Origin of the sequence: Pararhizobium sp. (assembly GCF_965279435.1) — a bacterium.
GTDB lineage: Bacteria > Pseudomonadota > Alphaproteobacteria > Rhizobiales > Rhizobiaceae > Pararhizobium.
This window is the reverse complement of record NZ_CBDIHY010000003.1, coordinates 1,355,017-1,369,805: the sequence shown is the minus strand read 5'-3', so window position 1 is coordinate 1,369,805 and position 14,789 is coordinate 1,355,017. Positions and strand designations below refer to the sequence as shown.

General features: G+C 59.3%; 15 protein-coding genes. 2 read left to right on the top strand and 13 right to left on the bottom strand.

All coding sequences use genetic code 11. The features are described 5' to 3' along the window. Positions 1-24 precede the first annotated feature (24 nt). The 3 genes from trpA to ACQY8Q_RS12110 are packed head-to-tail and all read right to left on the bottom strand — an operon-like array spanning position 25 to position 2,766. Entirely contained in the window at positions 25-864 is an 840-nt protein-coding gene (gene trpA / locus ACQY8Q_RS12120; protein ID WP_428426807.1) for a tryptophan synthase subunit alpha, read from the bottom strand. Positions 865-868: 4 nt separating this feature from the next. Next, complete coding sequence (gene trpB, locus ACQY8Q_RS12115) at positions 869-2,089, bottom strand: tryptophan synthase subunit beta (protein ID WP_428426806.1); 1,221 nt, start codon at positions 2,087-2,089, stop codon at positions 869-871. Beyond that, entirely contained in the window at positions 2,086-2,766 is a 681-nt protein-coding gene (locus tag ACQY8Q_RS12110; RefSeq protein ID WP_428426805.1) for a phosphoribosylanthranilate isomerase, read from the bottom strand. The genes trpB and ACQY8Q_RS12110 overlap by 4 nt, the downstream gene beginning before the upstream one ends. A gap of 126 nt (positions 2,767-2,892) precedes the next feature. Between ACQY8Q_RS12110 and ACQY8Q_RS12105 the strand changes: the two genes are divergently transcribed. Together ACQY8Q_RS12105 and ACQY8Q_RS12100 are read left to right on the top strand one after the other, a co-directional pair. Continuing rightward, positions 2,893-3,108 (top strand): ribbon-helix-helix protein, CopG family, encoded by a 216-nt coding sequence (locus tag ACQY8Q_RS12105; protein ID WP_428426804.1) that lies wholly within the window; start codon positions 2,893-2,895, stop codon positions 3,106-3,108. Continuing rightward, the gene (locus ACQY8Q_RS12100; RefSeq protein ID WP_428426803.1) at positions 3,102-3,350 is read left to right on the top strand and encodes a PIN domain-containing protein; all 249 of its coding nucleotides are present in this window, start codon (positions 3,102-3,104) and stop codon (positions 3,348-3,350) included. The genes ACQY8Q_RS12105 and ACQY8Q_RS12100 overlap by 7 nt, the downstream gene beginning before the upstream one ends. Positions 3,351-3,736: 386 nt before the next feature. Here the strand turns inward: ACQY8Q_RS12100 and ACQY8Q_RS12095 are convergent, their stop codons facing one another. From ACQY8Q_RS12095 to ACQY8Q_RS12050, 10 genes are all read right to left on the bottom strand, one after another. Continuing rightward, positions 3,737-4,495, bottom strand: a complete 759-nt coding sequence (locus ACQY8Q_RS12095; protein WP_428426802.1) for a M48 family metallopeptidase — start codon at positions 4,493-4,495, stop codon at positions 3,737-3,739. A 120-nt stretch (positions 4,496-4,615) separates the two neighbouring features. Next, positions 4,616-5,044: a DUF2852 domain-containing protein gene (locus tag ACQY8Q_RS12090; protein ID WP_113247421.1), complete on the bottom strand. Its 429-nt coding sequence runs from the start codon at positions 5,042-5,044 to the stop codon at positions 4,616-4,618. Between the two features lie 145 nt (positions 5,045-5,189). Continuing rightward, entirely contained in the window at positions 5,190-6,464 is a 1,275-nt protein-coding gene (gene phaZ, locus ACQY8Q_RS12085) for a polyhydroxyalkanoate depolymerase (RefSeq protein WP_428426801.1), read from the bottom strand. Positions 6,465-6,710: 246 nt separating this feature from the next. Then, positions 6,711-7,730: a zinc-binding alcohol dehydrogenase family protein gene (locus ACQY8Q_RS12080; RefSeq protein ID WP_428426800.1), complete on the bottom strand. Its 1,020-nt coding sequence runs from the start codon at positions 7,728-7,730 to the stop codon at positions 6,711-6,713. A gap of 88 nt (positions 7,731-7,818) precedes the next feature. After that, a complete protein-coding gene (locus ACQY8Q_RS12075) occupies positions 7,819-8,793 on the bottom strand; it encodes an ABC transporter permease (RefSeq protein ID WP_113247418.1) in 975 nt (324 codons plus the stop codon). 42 nt (positions 8,794-8,835) lie between these two features. Then, on the bottom strand, positions 8,836-10,386 hold the full coding sequence (locus tag ACQY8Q_RS12070; protein ID WP_428426799.1) for a sugar ABC transporter ATP-binding protein: 1,551 nt from the start codon (positions 10,384-10,386) through the stop codon (positions 8,836-8,838). A gap of 123 nt (positions 10,387-10,509) precedes the next feature. Next, positions 10,510-11,499 (bottom strand): ABC transporter substrate-binding protein, encoded by a 990-nt coding sequence (locus tag ACQY8Q_RS12065; RefSeq protein WP_428426798.1) that lies wholly within the window; start codon positions 11,497-11,499, stop codon positions 10,510-10,512. A 240-nt stretch (positions 11,500-11,739) separates the two neighbouring features. Next, complete coding sequence (locus ACQY8Q_RS12060) at positions 11,740-12,186, bottom strand: RbsD/FucU family protein (RefSeq protein WP_426125695.1); 447 nt, start codon at positions 12,184-12,186, stop codon at positions 11,740-11,742. Positions 12,187-12,216: 30 nt separating this feature from the next. Beyond that, on the bottom strand, positions 12,217-13,236 hold the full coding sequence (locus tag ACQY8Q_RS12055; RefSeq protein WP_428426797.1) for an aldo/keto reductase: 1,020 nt from the start codon (positions 13,234-13,236) through the stop codon (positions 12,217-12,219). 31 nt (positions 13,237-13,267) lie between these two features. Beyond that, positions 13,268-14,773, bottom strand: coding sequence for a UxaA family hydrolase (locus ACQY8Q_RS12050; RefSeq protein WP_428426796.1), 1,506 nt, complete (start codon positions 14,771-14,773; stop codon positions 13,268-13,270). Positions 14,774-14,789: the final 16 nt, after the last annotated feature.

Below are 14,789 nucleotides of genomic sequence, written 5' to 3'. Positions count from 1 at the left end.
GGTCGTGGCCCAGAATATGGGCATTTATTCGGCCGCGACAAGTTTCGCGGAACGAACGCCGGCTGCGAGGCCGCGAACCAGCGTTTCCACGCCCGGCACCGTTGCCCCAGTTGATTTTCCGTCCTCGGTCAAGCTGGACGCCACCTGGTTGATGATGGCGGTGCCAACGACTACACCATCCGCCGATGCGCCGATGGCGCGGGCGTGCTCAGCCGTCTTGACGCCAAAGCCGACGCAGACCGGAAGTTTCGTATGGCCCTTGATCCGCTGTACGGCACCGCCAATTACAGTCGGATCCGGCAGAGCCGAGCCGGTGATACCGTTCATCGAGACATAATAGACGAAACCGGAGGTATTTTCGAGAACCTTCGGCAACCGCTTGTCATCGGTGGTTGGCGTCGCCAGGCGAATGAAGTTGATATCCTTCTTCAACGCCGGAATGCACAGTTCGTCATCCATTTCCGGCGGCAGGTCGACGACGATAAGGCCGTCGATACCGGCTGCCAGTGCATCATCGAGGAAACGCTCGACGCCATGGATATAGATCGGGTTGTAGTACCCCATCAAAACGATCGGTGTGTTCTGATCGTCTTCGCGGAAAAGGCGCGCAATCTCCAGGGTTTTGACCAAAGTCTGCCCGCCCTTCAGAGCGCGCTGACCGGCCAGCTGGATTGCCGGACCATCGGCCATCGGGTCGGAAAAGGGCATGCCGAGTTCGATGATATCGGAACCGGCCGAGGGCAGAGCCTTCATGATTGCCAGTGACGTGTCGAAATCCGGATCACCAGCCATGAAATAGGTGACAAGCGCCGGCCGGCCTTCGGCCGCCAGATCGGCAAATCGTTTGTCCATGCGTGCGGTCATGCTGTTACAGCCCCATTCCAAGCAGTTTGCCGACAGTGAAGATATCCTTGTCGCCACGGCCGGAGAGGTTCATCAGGATGATCTCGTCCTTGCCCATCTTCGGCGCCCGCTTGATCACCTCGGCGATCGCGTGGCTTGGCTCCAACGCCGGAATGATACCCTCGAGACGAGTCAGCACCTGGAAGGCTTCCAGCGCCTCATGGTCCATGATCGGCACATAGTCGACACGGCCGATATCGGCGAGCCAGGAATGTTCGGGGCCGATACCCGGATAATCGAGGCCGGCCGAAATCGAATGACCTTCCTTGATCTGTCCATCACTGTCCTGCAGCAGATAGGTGCGATTGCCATGCAGCACGCCCGGCGAGCCCGCCGTGATCGACGCACAATGCTCGTCGCCTTCCAAGCCCTTGCCGCCCGCTTCAACGCCGACGATCTTGACGGATTCGTCGTCAAGGAAGGGATGGAAGATGCCGATCGCATTCGAGCCGCCGCCGACGGCAGCAATGACCAGATCCGGCAGGCGGCCTTCGGCCTCCAGCATTTGCTGCTTGGCTTCGATGCCGATCACCGACTGGAAGTCGCGGACCATTTCCGGATAGGGATGCGGACCGGCAGCGGTGCCGATCAGGTAATAGGTGTCGTCAACATTGGTGACCCAGTCGCGCAGGGCCTCGTTCATCGCGTCCTTCAGCGTGCCGGAGCCGGCCGTTACCGGCTTGACCTCGGCACCGAGCAGCTTCATGCGGAAGACGTTCGGCGCCTGCCGCTCGACGTCGGTCGCGCCCATATAGACGACGCAGGGAAGACCGAAGCGGGCGGCAACGGTGGCAGAGGCCACGCCGTGCTGCCCGGCACCGGTTTCAGCAATGATGCGGGTCTTGCCCATACGCTTGGCCAGAAGAATCTGGCCAATACAGTTGTTGATCTTGTGCGAACCGGTATGGTTCAGCTCTTCGCGCTTGAAATAGATCTTGGCGCCGCCAAGATGCTCCGTCAGGCGTTCGGCAAAATAGAGCGGGCTCGGGCGGCCGATATAATGCGCGCCGAGATATTTCAGCTCAGCCTGGAATTCCGGATCGGTCTTCGCCTTGTCCCACTCAGCCTGCAGGTCGAGGATCAACGGCATCAGAGTTTCGGCAACGAAACGGCCGCCAAAAATGCCGAAACGGCCATCTTCATCGGGTCCGGTCTTGAACGAATTCAGGTGTGGCGTCTCGTTCACTTGCTTCTCCCTGCCGATGCTTCGGCCATATCCGCTTCCGCGCGGGCGATGGCATCGAAAAATTCTTCCATGCGGCCCAGATCCTTGATGCCCGGTGCGCTTTCCACACCGGAGGACGTATCGATGGCCTTGGCGCCTGTCAGAGCCAAGGCTTCATCGATGTTCTCCGCATTCAAACCACCGGAAAGCATGTAATCGACACTTTCGTCAAGCGCGTGCAAAAGCTTCCAGTCGAAAGACACGCCGTTGCCGCCCGGCAAATCCGAGCCTTTCGGCGGCTTGGCGTCGAACAGGAAGCGGTCGGCTATGCCTATATAGGGTTCGATGCGCCTGAGATCATCAGCCTCACGAATGGAAAGCGCCTTGATGACCGGCAATCCGTAGACCGCCTTGACGTTGAGGACACGCTCGGGGCTCTCATTGCCGTGAAGCTGGAGAATGTCGGGCGACAGCGCCGAGACGATCTCATCGAGATCATCATTATCGGCATCGACCGTGACGGCAACGATCTTCGCCTTGCCGCGAATGCGCTCGGCCAGCCGGCCGGCATCGTCAGGCTCTATATTGCGTGGGCTCTTCGGAAAGAAGATGAAACCCGTATAGCCCGCACCGAGCGCCACGGCCCGATCCACGGCCTCTTCAGTCTTCAACCCACAAATTTTGACTTCCGTTTTCATGCACAGCGAACTGACATGAAATGCCGTCGGAGTCGAGCTTAAAACCGACAATTGCGGGCTTTCGAGAACACCCAGGTGACACTGTTCTGCTAAATGATATCATATATCGATATATAGGATGTGCCCATGAGAACTTTGATCGACATTACTGAGCTTCAAGTTCAGGCGCTTGAAGAAATCGCAAGCAAGGAAAAGCTGTCACGGGCCGCTGTGATCCGAGCCGCGATTGACGATTACGTCCAGCGCCGGCGCCAAGTTGAAATCGACGATGCTTTCGGGCTCTGGGGCAAACGCGGAATGGATGGGCTATCATACCAGGAGAAAGTCCGCAGCGAATGGTAAAGGCGCTGTTCGATACCAACATCCTGATCGATTATCTCAACGGTATTCCACAGGCGCGCGATGAACTTGCTCTTTATGAAGAGAGTGCCATCAGCATCATTTCGTGGATGGAAGTCATGGCAGGTGCCAGCGAAGAGGCTCAAACGGGAACGCGCGCTTTTCTCAGTGGCTTTACCTTGATCGGGCTGACCGCGCCGATTTGCCGATCTGGCTGTGACGTTACGCCGGGAGCGGCACATTAAGCTGCCAGACGCGATCATCGAAGCCTCGGCACAGACTAGCGATATGTTGCTCATTACGCGCAATACCAAGGATTTCGCGGCCGGTTCCCCGTTCGTGCGCGTACCCTATATGCTGTAGACCGTTGCATGGCCCGTACGGCTCCCTATATCCCAAGCAGATATACGGAGAACACCATGCGTCTTCTGCTTGCCATCATCCTGCCCTGGCTTCAGTTTTTCACCATCGGCCGGCGATTGCTGGCATTGTCTGCCTGATCCTGCAGATTACGCTGATCGGTTGGATTCCCGCCGCGATCTGGTCGGTCTATGCGCTCAGCCAGTACAAGACAGACGAGAAGATCAGAGACGCGCTGGGCAACCAATACCGGCGCTAAGCGTCAACACTCTCAATCGAAGTCGATTGCGTGCAGCATGGTGCCATTGCGCTTCAGCCAGCGCTTGGCATCGTCCATCGCCGGGCAGAGTTCCTCGCACAGATCCCAGAAATCCGGGCCATGGTTCATCTCGCGCAGATGCGAAACCTCGTGGGCGGCGAGATAATCGATCACTTTTGGCGGCGCCATGACGATGCGCCAGGAAAAGCTCAAGGCGCCATCGGCGGCACAGGAGCCCCAACGGCTACGCGTATCCTTGAAACTCAAAGACTTCACCTTGCGGCCGACCATGCGTGCGTAGATCGACACCAGCCGTTCCAAGTCCTTGCGCGCTTCCTTCTTCAGAAAGTCCGCAATCCGGCGGCGCAGATGTTCCTCCGCACCGCTGACAAGCAGCACCGGTTCGTCGTCGATGATCACGGCCTCGGTCAGGCCGCGCAGCTTGCCGGTGCGCTCGATCCGGTGAGCGACGCCGCGCAGAAGAATAGTGCCGCCCTCGTCCAGCACGCTCTCGCCGGAAAACCGGGCAAGCTTGGTCATCAGCCATCCCTGATGACGATCGAGAAAGGCATTGATCTCGCGCTCGGGCAATCCGGCCGGAATGGTCATCTTCAGCGCACGGCCGCCCGGCTCGATGCGCAGCGTCATCCGCGTCGCGCGGGCATTCTGCCGAATGGTCAGCGGCATGACCTTGCCTGCAACATCAATCGTCCGCGTCACCGGTGGCGGCGGAGATTTGGGCTGACGCGGCTTTCGAAGCAGGGAGAACATGAGTGTCTTGATAACCGATTCGTTTGAAGGACGCATGATCCCGAACGCGCGGAACCCTGTTGAAAAGAAAAACCGGCATCTGGTGGGATGCCGGTTTTGTTTGTTTTACGGATCGGTGGATCAGTTGGCCGGAAAGCCCGGGACCGAGCCGGAACCGCCGGAATTACGATCGCGCATGAAACGGTCGAAATCTTCCTGGTCCTTGGCGCGGCGAAGTTCGCGGGCATATTCGTCGAACTGTTCGCGCATTTCATCGAGCTTGCGGCGTTCCTCGTCGAGGCGGGAGAGCTCAGCATCGCGCCAGTCGTCGAAGGCAACATTGCCGGTGCCGGAGTTCGGACGGCCATAACGCTGGCTCTTCCGCTTGAAAGACGAGCAAAAGCTGTCAACACTGTTGTTGGCATCCTTCTTGAAGCTTTTCAGCCTTTCGCCGAAAATAATATAGGCAAGCATGGCAAGTCCAAGCGGCCAGAAAATCACGAAACCGAGCACCATCATGGCAATGGTCGCTGGCGTCCAATCAGGACGGATCAATGCAGATTGGTTCATGTTCAGAAGTCCTCGCTAAAAGTGGGCCTCTCCTTCGGGCCCGCTTATTACGAGATGGGAAGAGGCCTGCCCCACTGCAAGACAAATGTCCGCAGATTCCGGCAAGCCTCTGATATCGATCGATGAAATCGATATGTTATCGCAATCAGGCGGTCTTGCCACCCTTGATCACCCGGCGCACCGGCTTGGCGCTGCGGGCATGCTCGCGGTGAAACGCTGCGATGCGCGGCGCGATTTCGCGGCGGAAACGCGACCCGTTGAAAACACCGTAATGGCCGACATCCGGCTGCATATAATGCAGGCGCATATTGTCGGGGATGTTGGTACAGATCGTCTGCGCGGCTTGCGTCTGGCCGACGCCGGAAATGTCGTCGTTCTCGCCTTCCACCGTCAACAGTGCCACCTTTCGGATCGCCGTCGTGTCCACCTTCTGGCCGCGATGCATCATTTCGCCCTTTGGAAGGGCATGCTTCATGAAGACGACATCGACGGTCTGCAGGTAGAATTCGGCGGTCAGATCCATCACCGCCATGTATTCATCATAGAAATCGCGGTGTTTTTCGGCGGCGTCGCCGTCGTTTTTGACCAGATGCTCGAAGAAATCCTTGGTCGCCGTCAAGTGGCGGTCGAGGTTCATAGACATGAAGCCGGACAGCTGCAGGAAGCCCGGGTAGACCGGACGCAAGAACCCGGCCTGCGGAAACGGCACCGGCATCACGACATTATCGCGAAACCAGCTGAGCGGCTTTTCCTTGGCAAGCTGGTTGACTGCGGTTGGATTGATGCGCGTATCGATCGGCCCACCCATTAGCGTCATAGAGGACGGCGACAGCGGATCGTCATTGGCTTCCATCAGCGCCACGGCCGCAAGCACCGGCACCGCCGGCTGACAGACAGCGATGACATGCGTATCGGGACCAAGGAAATGCAGGATCTGGATGACGTAGTCGATATAGTCATCAAGATCGAAAGTGCCTTCGGTCAACGGCACGGTGCGGGCGTCGATCCAGTCGGTGATGTAGATATCAGATTGCGGCAACAGCGCTTCGACGGTGCCGCGCAGCAGCGTGGCGTAATGGCCGGACATCGGCGCGACGATCAGAACCTTCGGATCGGAAGCCCTGCCCTTTGGCACGGCACGCTCGAAGTGGATGAGATTGCAGAAAGGTTCGCGCCAGACGATCCGTTCGCGCACCGCAACCGGCACGCCATCAATGATGGTTTCGGGCAGGCCGAATTCCGGCTTGGCGTAACGGCGCGTCGTGCGTTCAAAGACTTCGAGGCCGGCAGCGGCAGCCCTGCCCATATAGGTATGTGAAATCGGGTTGAGCGGATTGGCATAAGCCAGCCGCATGGCATCTGCCGCGGCGCGCCACGGCGCCATCATTGCGTGATTGAGTTCGTAGAGCTGGTAGAACATCGGCAGCGTTCTCCTTGTTACCGTAAACGACAACGCCGCTCCCACCGGACGCAACCTTGCATTCTTCTTGTTCGTGTCCGCAGGCATGGCGACACTAGCACTTTTCTTGTGCGACGCAATAAATATGCCGCAACGCCTCTGTAACAAGGCCTTCGCAAGCGTGTCACAGAGGGCTTGATAGTCAGTTAAGGCGCCGGCAGGCTGCTCGCAGAGAGATCGATGCAAGAATGAGGCTGAGCCGCGCGGCTACCGGGAGACCTTGACCACGGCCTTGATCAACCCGGCCTTTTCATGTGCCCAGCGCGGCAGGTCGGTGACGACCGCGTCCAGTGTCGTGCGATGCGTGATCAGCGATGCCACCGGGACATGGCCGGCGCGGATGGATGCAGCCACATGCTCGAAATCCTGCCGCGTCGCATTGCGGCTGCCGACCAGCATCATTTCCCGCTTGTGGAATTCGGGATCGGAAAAGCGGATATCGTCCTTCACGACGCTGACGAAAACCAGGCAACCGCCATGGGCGACGAACGAGAAGGATTTCTCCATCGACCCGCCAAATCCGGTGGCATCGAACACCACATCGAAACCGTCACCGCCCGTGGCCGATAGCACAGCCTCCAGAGCGCCGTCCCCCGCCCAGATACCGTCCGCGAAACCAAGCCGTTCGGCCGCCATCTGCAAACGCTCGGCGCTGGCATCGAGCAGCGTCACCTGATGCCCGGCAATGCGGGAGAAAAGTGCTGTTCCGAGACCGATGGGCCCGGCGCCGATGACCAGAGCCCTCGACCCGGCAGGCGCCAGCGAGCGGCGCACCGCATGGGCGCCGATGGCCAGGAACTCGACTGTTGCCGCTGCCTCCAGCGACAGATCGCCAGCCGGATAGAGATTGGTTTCGGGGACGAGGATCTCCTCGCAAAGCGCTCCGTCGGTGTGCACGCCCAGAACCTTGATGGCCGTGCAGCAGTTCGGTTTGTCCTTGCGGCAAGCGATGCAGGTTCCGCATGAGAGATAGGGATTGACGATGACCGGCGTGCCCGGTGCTAAGGATACTCCTTCGCCGGATTCGATCACCGTTGCCGAGATTTCGTGTCCCATGACCCGGGGATATTCGAGATAAGGGTGTTTACCCTCGAAAATATGATAATCGGTGCCGCAGATGCCGACATGGCTGATCGCCAACCGTGCCCAGCCTTTTTGCGGGGCCCCCGGCGCTGGTCTGTCGATAATTTCCAGGCGCCCGGGCTCCGGGCAGATAGCCGCTTTCATGGCAGGCAGTTCCTTGCAGTCTCAATTCGCAGATGGGTGGATAGCAACGGCATCCGGCCAGAATCAAACCGGCCGGATTCCTTGATGATCAGCGCGAACCGCGACGGCGCAGCTGGTCGAAATAGACGATGACTATGATCAGCACGCCGGTGATAATGCGCTGCACGAACGCATTGACGTTGAGCAGATTGGCGCCGTTGTTAATGGTCGCGAGGATGAAGGCGCCAAGCAGCGGTCCGTGCACCGAGCCAACCGCGCCAAACAGGCTGGTGCCGCCGATGACCGAGGAGGCGATCGCCTGCAATTCCCAGCCTTCCGCCTGGGTGGCGTTGCCGATGCCGATGCGCGAGGCGAGCAGCAGGCCGACGAAGGCGGCGCAGGTCGAAGACAGGATATAGGCAAGATAGATCGTCCGGTTGACATTGACGCCGGAGAGACGTGCGGCTTCGCTGTTGGAACCGACCGCAAAGAGGTAGCGGCCCCAGCGGCTCAGATGCAGAAAGATATACGCCGGTATCGCCACTACGATGACCATCCAGAACAAGCTGGGAATACCCAGGAAGTCGGCGCGCGAAAAATTGGTGAAGGACTCGTCGCTGATCGAGATGGTCGAACCATTGGTGACCAGAAGGCCGATGCCGCGCAGTGATGTCAGCGTCGCCAGGGTGATGATGAAGGCCGGAAGCCCCATGCGAACGATGCCGAAGGCATGAAAAGCGCCGATCGCCACGCCGACCAATAGGGTGATGCCCATGGCCGGCCAGAGCGGCACGCCATGCTGCAAAAGCCAGGCGACGGTGACGCTGGAGAAACCAACCACGGCACCGACGGATAGATCGATGCCGGCGGTGATGATGACGAATGTCTGGCCCACCGCAAGGATCGCCGTCATCGACCCCTGACGCAGCAGATTGCTGATATTGTTGGAGGTCCAGAAACTCGTCGTCGAGATGCCGAGGAGCAGCCAGAGGAACAGCAACAGCCCAAGCAAGGTCAGGCCGAACAGGATGTTCATGCCTTTCTTCGGCACCGGTGCGGTTTCCGTTGTGGTCTCTACGCTCATGATTTTCCTCCGCGCATTTTCTTACTCAGTCTTTTCATGATGCTAGACGCCGATCGCCTGGGTCAGCACTTCTTCATGAGACGCACTACGATAGGTGTGGCTGGCGACAAGTTTTCCCTGCCGGAACACATGCAGCCGGTCCGAAAGCTCGTAGACCTCCGGCAGATAGGAGGAGATCAGGATAATGCCCGCCCCCTGCTCCAGAAGCCTTGCAAACAGCCGGTAGATTTCCGCCTTGGTGCCGACATCGACGCCAACGGTCGGCTCGTCAAAAATGAACAGCTTGGCGCCGTGGCTCAGCCATTTGCCGATGACGATCTTCTGCTGATTGCCGCCGGACATGGCCGACGCCAGCACACGCCGCGTCGGTGTCTTGATCTTCAGATCGTTGATCTGCCGATCGGCATTCTCAATCTCACGCCCGCGGTTGATGGTCAGGCCGCGCGACAGCCGGTCAAACACCGGAAGGTTGATATTGAGCCCGATCGGCAGGTTGAGGCAGAGCCCCTGGTCGCGGCGGCTTTCGGGCGCAAGCGCAATGCCGAGGTCCATCGCATCGCGTTCGTTGCGGATCTTGACCTTGCTTCCCTGCCAAAAAACTTCGCCGGCGCTCAACGGCTGGCGGCCATAGAGCCCGAGCGCAAATTCGCTGCGCCCGGCACCGATCAGGCCGTAGAGCCCGACGATTTCGCCTGCCCGCACCGACAGAGAGACATCCGAGAAACCCGGCCCGGAGAGGCCGCGCGTTTCGACGATCGTCGCGCCGATCGGCAGTGTTTCCTTGTGATAGATCTGCTCGATGGTGCGGTTGATCATCATCGAGATCAACTCGGCATCATTGGTGTCGGCGATCTTGCGCGTGCCGATATGGGTACCGTCGCGCAGCACCGAAACCCGGTCGGCGAGTTCGAAAACCTCTTCCATGCGGTGGCTGATATAGACGATCGTCACGCCTTCGGCCTGTAGCCGGCGAATGAGCCGGAAGAGCTGCGCCGATTCCTGGCGCGTCAGGTAGGCGGTCGGCTCATCGAAAATCAGGAACTGGGTACCGCGCATCGCCGCGCGTGCCGTCGCCACCAGCTGCTGCTGGCCGATCGTCAGGTCGCTGAGAAGGGCCGCCGCCGGCAGGTTGAAGCCGAGATCATTGAGCACGGCCTGGGCGGCATCGGTCATGGCGCGCTTGCGCATCAGGCCGTTCTTGTTGATCTCGTCGCCCAAAAACATATTGGCAGCGACAGATAGGTGGCGGCAAAGCACGACTTCCTGATGCACTGCATTGATACCGCGCGAAATCGCCTCGTTCGGTGTGGCAAGCTGCACCGCATCACCACACCAGAAGACCTCGCCGGATGTCCGGCGGATGACGCCAGTCAAAAGCTTGATCAGCGTCGATTTGCCAGCGCCGTTTTCGCCGACGATCGCGTGGACCTCTCCCGACAGAAAGGTGATGTTTGCAGGCTTCAGCGCCTCGACGGCACCGTATTTCTTCTGCAGGCCGCGCAGTTCCAGGATCGGCTCGCCCTTGGGAACAGGGTGCTTGGCAATCGTCGCCGCGCCCTCGTGCCGGTGGCTGACATCGTGAAGTCCGGTCATGGCGGCTTTCCTCCTCAATCCGAAACCTGTGTCAGCACAGCAAAGCCCCCCTGACACAGTTCTGGATCGCGTTATGCGACAGACGGCAGACCGCTATCGGCACGGCCTGCCGTGTTGTTTCGATCAGTTGACCTTCGGGTTCAGAAGGGCGTCGATCTTCGGATCGGCAATGTTGGCCTTGGTCACCAGATTTGCACCGGTATCGACATTGGCCTCGACCTTTTCCTTCTTCGAAGCAGCCAGAGCGGTTTTGATGCCGTCATAGCCCATGCGATACGGGTCCTGCACCACGAGACCGGCGAGAACGCCTTCCTTGAGGAAGCCGACCGTCTTTTCGTCGCTGTCGAAGCCGATGACCTTGATCTTGTCGCCGAGCTTGTTTTCAGCGATCGCCTGGCCAACGCCCTGCGCCATGATCAGGTTGGACGCGAAGACGCCAACGAGGTTCGGGTTTGCAGTGATCAGGTCGGTCATCATGTTGAGGCCGGTGGTTGCCTGGCCGTCGGCATACTTGTCAGCCACGACCTTCAGGCCCGGATATTTGGCCGTGATCTGCTCGACGAAGCCGTTGTGGCGCTGATCCAGCGAACCGACACCTGGAAGGCTGGTGATGATGGCGATGTCGCCCTCTTCCTTGCCGGTTGCTTCCTTGATGGCGGCAGCAAGACCATCAGCAGCGATGCGGCCGCCCTGAGTGTTGTCGGTTGTAAGGAAGGAGGTGAAGGCCTTGGAATCGGCACCTGAGTCGATGCCGATGATCGGCACAGTCTTGGCAGCTTCATCGATCGGCTTGCCGAGCGCCTTGAATTCCGTCGGCGAGATGACGACAGCAACCGGAGCACCGGCAACAGCATTTTCCAGAATGGTGATCTGGCCGTTGATGTCTGATTCCGACTGGGCGCCGAGTTCCGGCACGTTAACGCCGAGATCCTTGCCGGCAGCACGAGCACCAGCCAGAACGATTTGCCAGTAGAACGATGTGGTATCCTTGACGATGATCGGGATTGTGACGTCCTGCGCAAACGACGCCATCGGCATCATCGTTGCGAAAACAGCGGCACCGGCCAGGCTGGTAAAGGCGCGGCGGGACATGATATTCTTCATAAGGGTCATGGTGTTGTTCTCCTCCAACAACGTCTTGTTCAGTTCTCCTCAGACCGGGCTGCAAGACGCAAACAGTTCGATCTTTTATCCATAAAAAACATTTTGCTTTGGCAAGCTATCTCAGCATTTTCGAAATTGCAAGCGTTCGAAATTTCCCTTGAACATTGTCTTCCTCCCAACGCCAAGCCTTTGTTTTTCATCACGAAGATGAACCGGCCCACCGCCATGGGCCGGGTTTCGCTGCCCGCGTCAGACGCGGTAGAGTTCCTGCGGATGCACGACACCCTTCTTCAGGATGATATTGCCGTACAGCCGGAATTCCGTCGTCGCGACGATATAGGCAGCCTTGCGCGAGCGCTCGTAGAAGGCAAAGCGCTCGATCGGCACGACCTTGAAATCACCGGCGAGCTTTTTCACCAGGCTCTGGAACTTGACGCAGACATCCGGCACCGCCTGCGGATCGCCAACAACCTCCATGCGCCACGCAGATTCATCCACGAACGTATCGAGCGGCATATGCGCGAGGATCGCCTCGAGAATGCTCAGCGCATCGACCCCGTCGGCCCGCACCACCTTCGGCCCCATGGTGCTGGCCGGAAAGTTGGCATCAGCAATCACGATCTCGTCCCCATGCCCCATGGTGCGGATCGCATGCAGCAATTCCGGACCGAGCAATGGATGTATTCCCTTCAGCATTCCGTTTTTCCTTTGTCTCTTGAAAGCCGGCTAAACCCGTACGGCGTCTGCGCCGAGTTCGGGGGCTACCAACGTATGCGCTTCGTAAGCCTTAAAATCGTCCGGCTGCAGACGCCGCTCGGTCAATTCCATATTGCGGGTCAGGCTCGACGGTTTGGCTGTTCCGAGAAGAACAGAGGCAACCGCCGGGCTCTGCAGGGGGAACTGGATGGCGGGTGCCGCCAGCGGCAGTCCCTGGGATTCCGCAATCGTCTCCATCGCCCTCACCTTTTCGAGCACGTCCGGGGTCGCCGGCATATAATCGAAATGCGATCCCTCCACTGGACCCGTTGCCAGAATACCCGAATTGAAAACGCCGCCAACCACCAGCGAGGTTTTCTTTTTCTCGCAGAGCGGCAGCAGTTCGGCGGTGGCCGTACGATCGAGAAGCGTATAGCGCCCGGCCAGAAGGATGCAGTCGATATCTGCCTTAGCCATCACATCGAGGCAAACAGGCACTTCATTGACACCCAGGCCATAGGCAGCAATGGCGCCGCTTGATTTCAACTCTTCCAACGCCTTTAAGCCGCCATCCATCAACTGGCGAAGATAGACCGCGTTTCGCTCGGCCCCATGCGTATAGACGCCGATATCGTGAACGAAGAGAATATCGATACGATTGAGCCCGAGGCGGGCATAGCTGAAATCGACCGACCGCATGATGCCGTCATAGGAATAGTCGTAATCCGTATCGAAAGGCAGCGGATCGACGAAGCCATAGCTCGGAACCTTGTCGTCGGAGACCGGCCGCTGTAGCCGGCCAACCTTTGTCGACAGAACATAACTGCCCTTGGGCTTGTCGCGCAGGAAATCGCCGACGCGCCGTTCGGCAAGGCCGAAGCCGTACCAGGGTGCCGTATCGATGAACCGCAAGCCGGCGGTCCAGGCCGCCTCCAGCGTTTCCATTGCCGTCTCTCGCGGGCAGGCCCGGTACATGCCGCCGAGCGGCGCCGTGCCAAAGCTGTATTCGGTAACGGAAAGGTCCGTTTGACCGATTTTACGTGTCTGCATCAATTCTCTCCTCCGCTCCGATGGCCGCCCGTCAGAGCGTCGCGCCCAGGTGCCAGGGTACGAATTCATTGTCGCCGTAACCGAACAGCTCGCTCTTGGTTTTCTTACCCGATGCCGTATCGATGATCAGGTCGAAGATTTCCCGGCCCATGCCGGCAATCGTCGCATCGCCGGTGGCGATGGTGCCGCAATCGATATCCATGTCTTCTTCCATGGCGCGATAAAGAGCCGTGTTGCTCGTCAGCTTGATCGACGGACAGGGACGTGAGCCGAAACAGCTGCCGCGGCCAGTCGTGAACGTGATGACATTGGCGCCACCCGCCACCTGTCCCGTCGCCGAGACCGGATCGTAACCGGGTGTATCCATGAAGACGAGGCCGTGTTCCGTCACGCGCTCGGCATAATGATAGACCGCCGTCAGCGGTGACCGGCCGCCCTTGGCAACGGCGCCGAGCGATTTTTCCAGGATCGTCGTCAGGCCGCCACGCTTGTTGCCCGGCGAAGGATTGTTGTCGAGCGAGGCGCCATGCATGGCAACATAGTCTTCCCACCAGGAAATCAGCCCATCCAGCTTTTCCGCAACACCATCATTGACGGCGCGGCTGCGCAGCAGGTGCTCGGCACCGTAGATTTCAGAGGTTTCCGACAGGATGGCCGTACCGCCCGCCCCGGCCAGAATATCGACCGCAGCACCCAAAGCCGGATTCGCAGTAATGCCCGAAAGCCCATCGGAACCGCCGCATTGCAGCCCGACAATAATTTCGCTGACCGGGATCGGTATGCGCTTGGCCGTTCCGACTTCCGCTGCAATCTCCTCAAGCACACCGAGCGCACGGGCTACGGCGCGGCGCGAGCCACCGGCATCCTGAATATTGAAATGCCGCTTACCGGCACCGGCACCTGATTGCCCGTAGAGCGTCAGCTGGTTGACCTCGCAGCCGAGCCCGACCATCAGCACGCCGCCGAAATTCACATGGCGCGTATAGCCGGCAAGCGTTCGGTGCAGGTTCTTCATGCCGTCGCCGGTCGAGCTCATGCCGCAGCCCTGATCGTGAACGATCGGCACAAAACCGTCGATGCCGTCATAGCGCGGCAGTATGACCTTGTTGGCCTCCTCGGCGATCGCCCGGCAGACGGTGGTGGAACAGTTGACGCTGGCAATGATGCCGATGAAATTGCGGGTCGCAGCGCGCCCGTCGGCGCGGCGATAGCCGAGAAAGGTGCGGGCTTTGTCGGCGACGCTGGCCGCTTCCGGCGCTACCGGCGCACCAATCGACAACCGGTCCTGATCGAAGGCCAGATTGTGCGAATGAACGTGGTCGCCTGCAGCAATCTCGACGGTCGCTCGGCCGATCGCCTGGCCGTATTTCACCACCGGTTCGCCGATATGGACGGGATGGATCGCCACCTTGTGGCCGGGATCGATCTTTCCGTTTGCGCGAACGCCACCCGTCAATTCACCGCCTGCTTCGATGGCCAGCGATGCGACGGCGACATTGTCTTCCGGCGACAAAACGATGAAGGAAGGTGCGGTCACCCTTGGTATCTCCCTG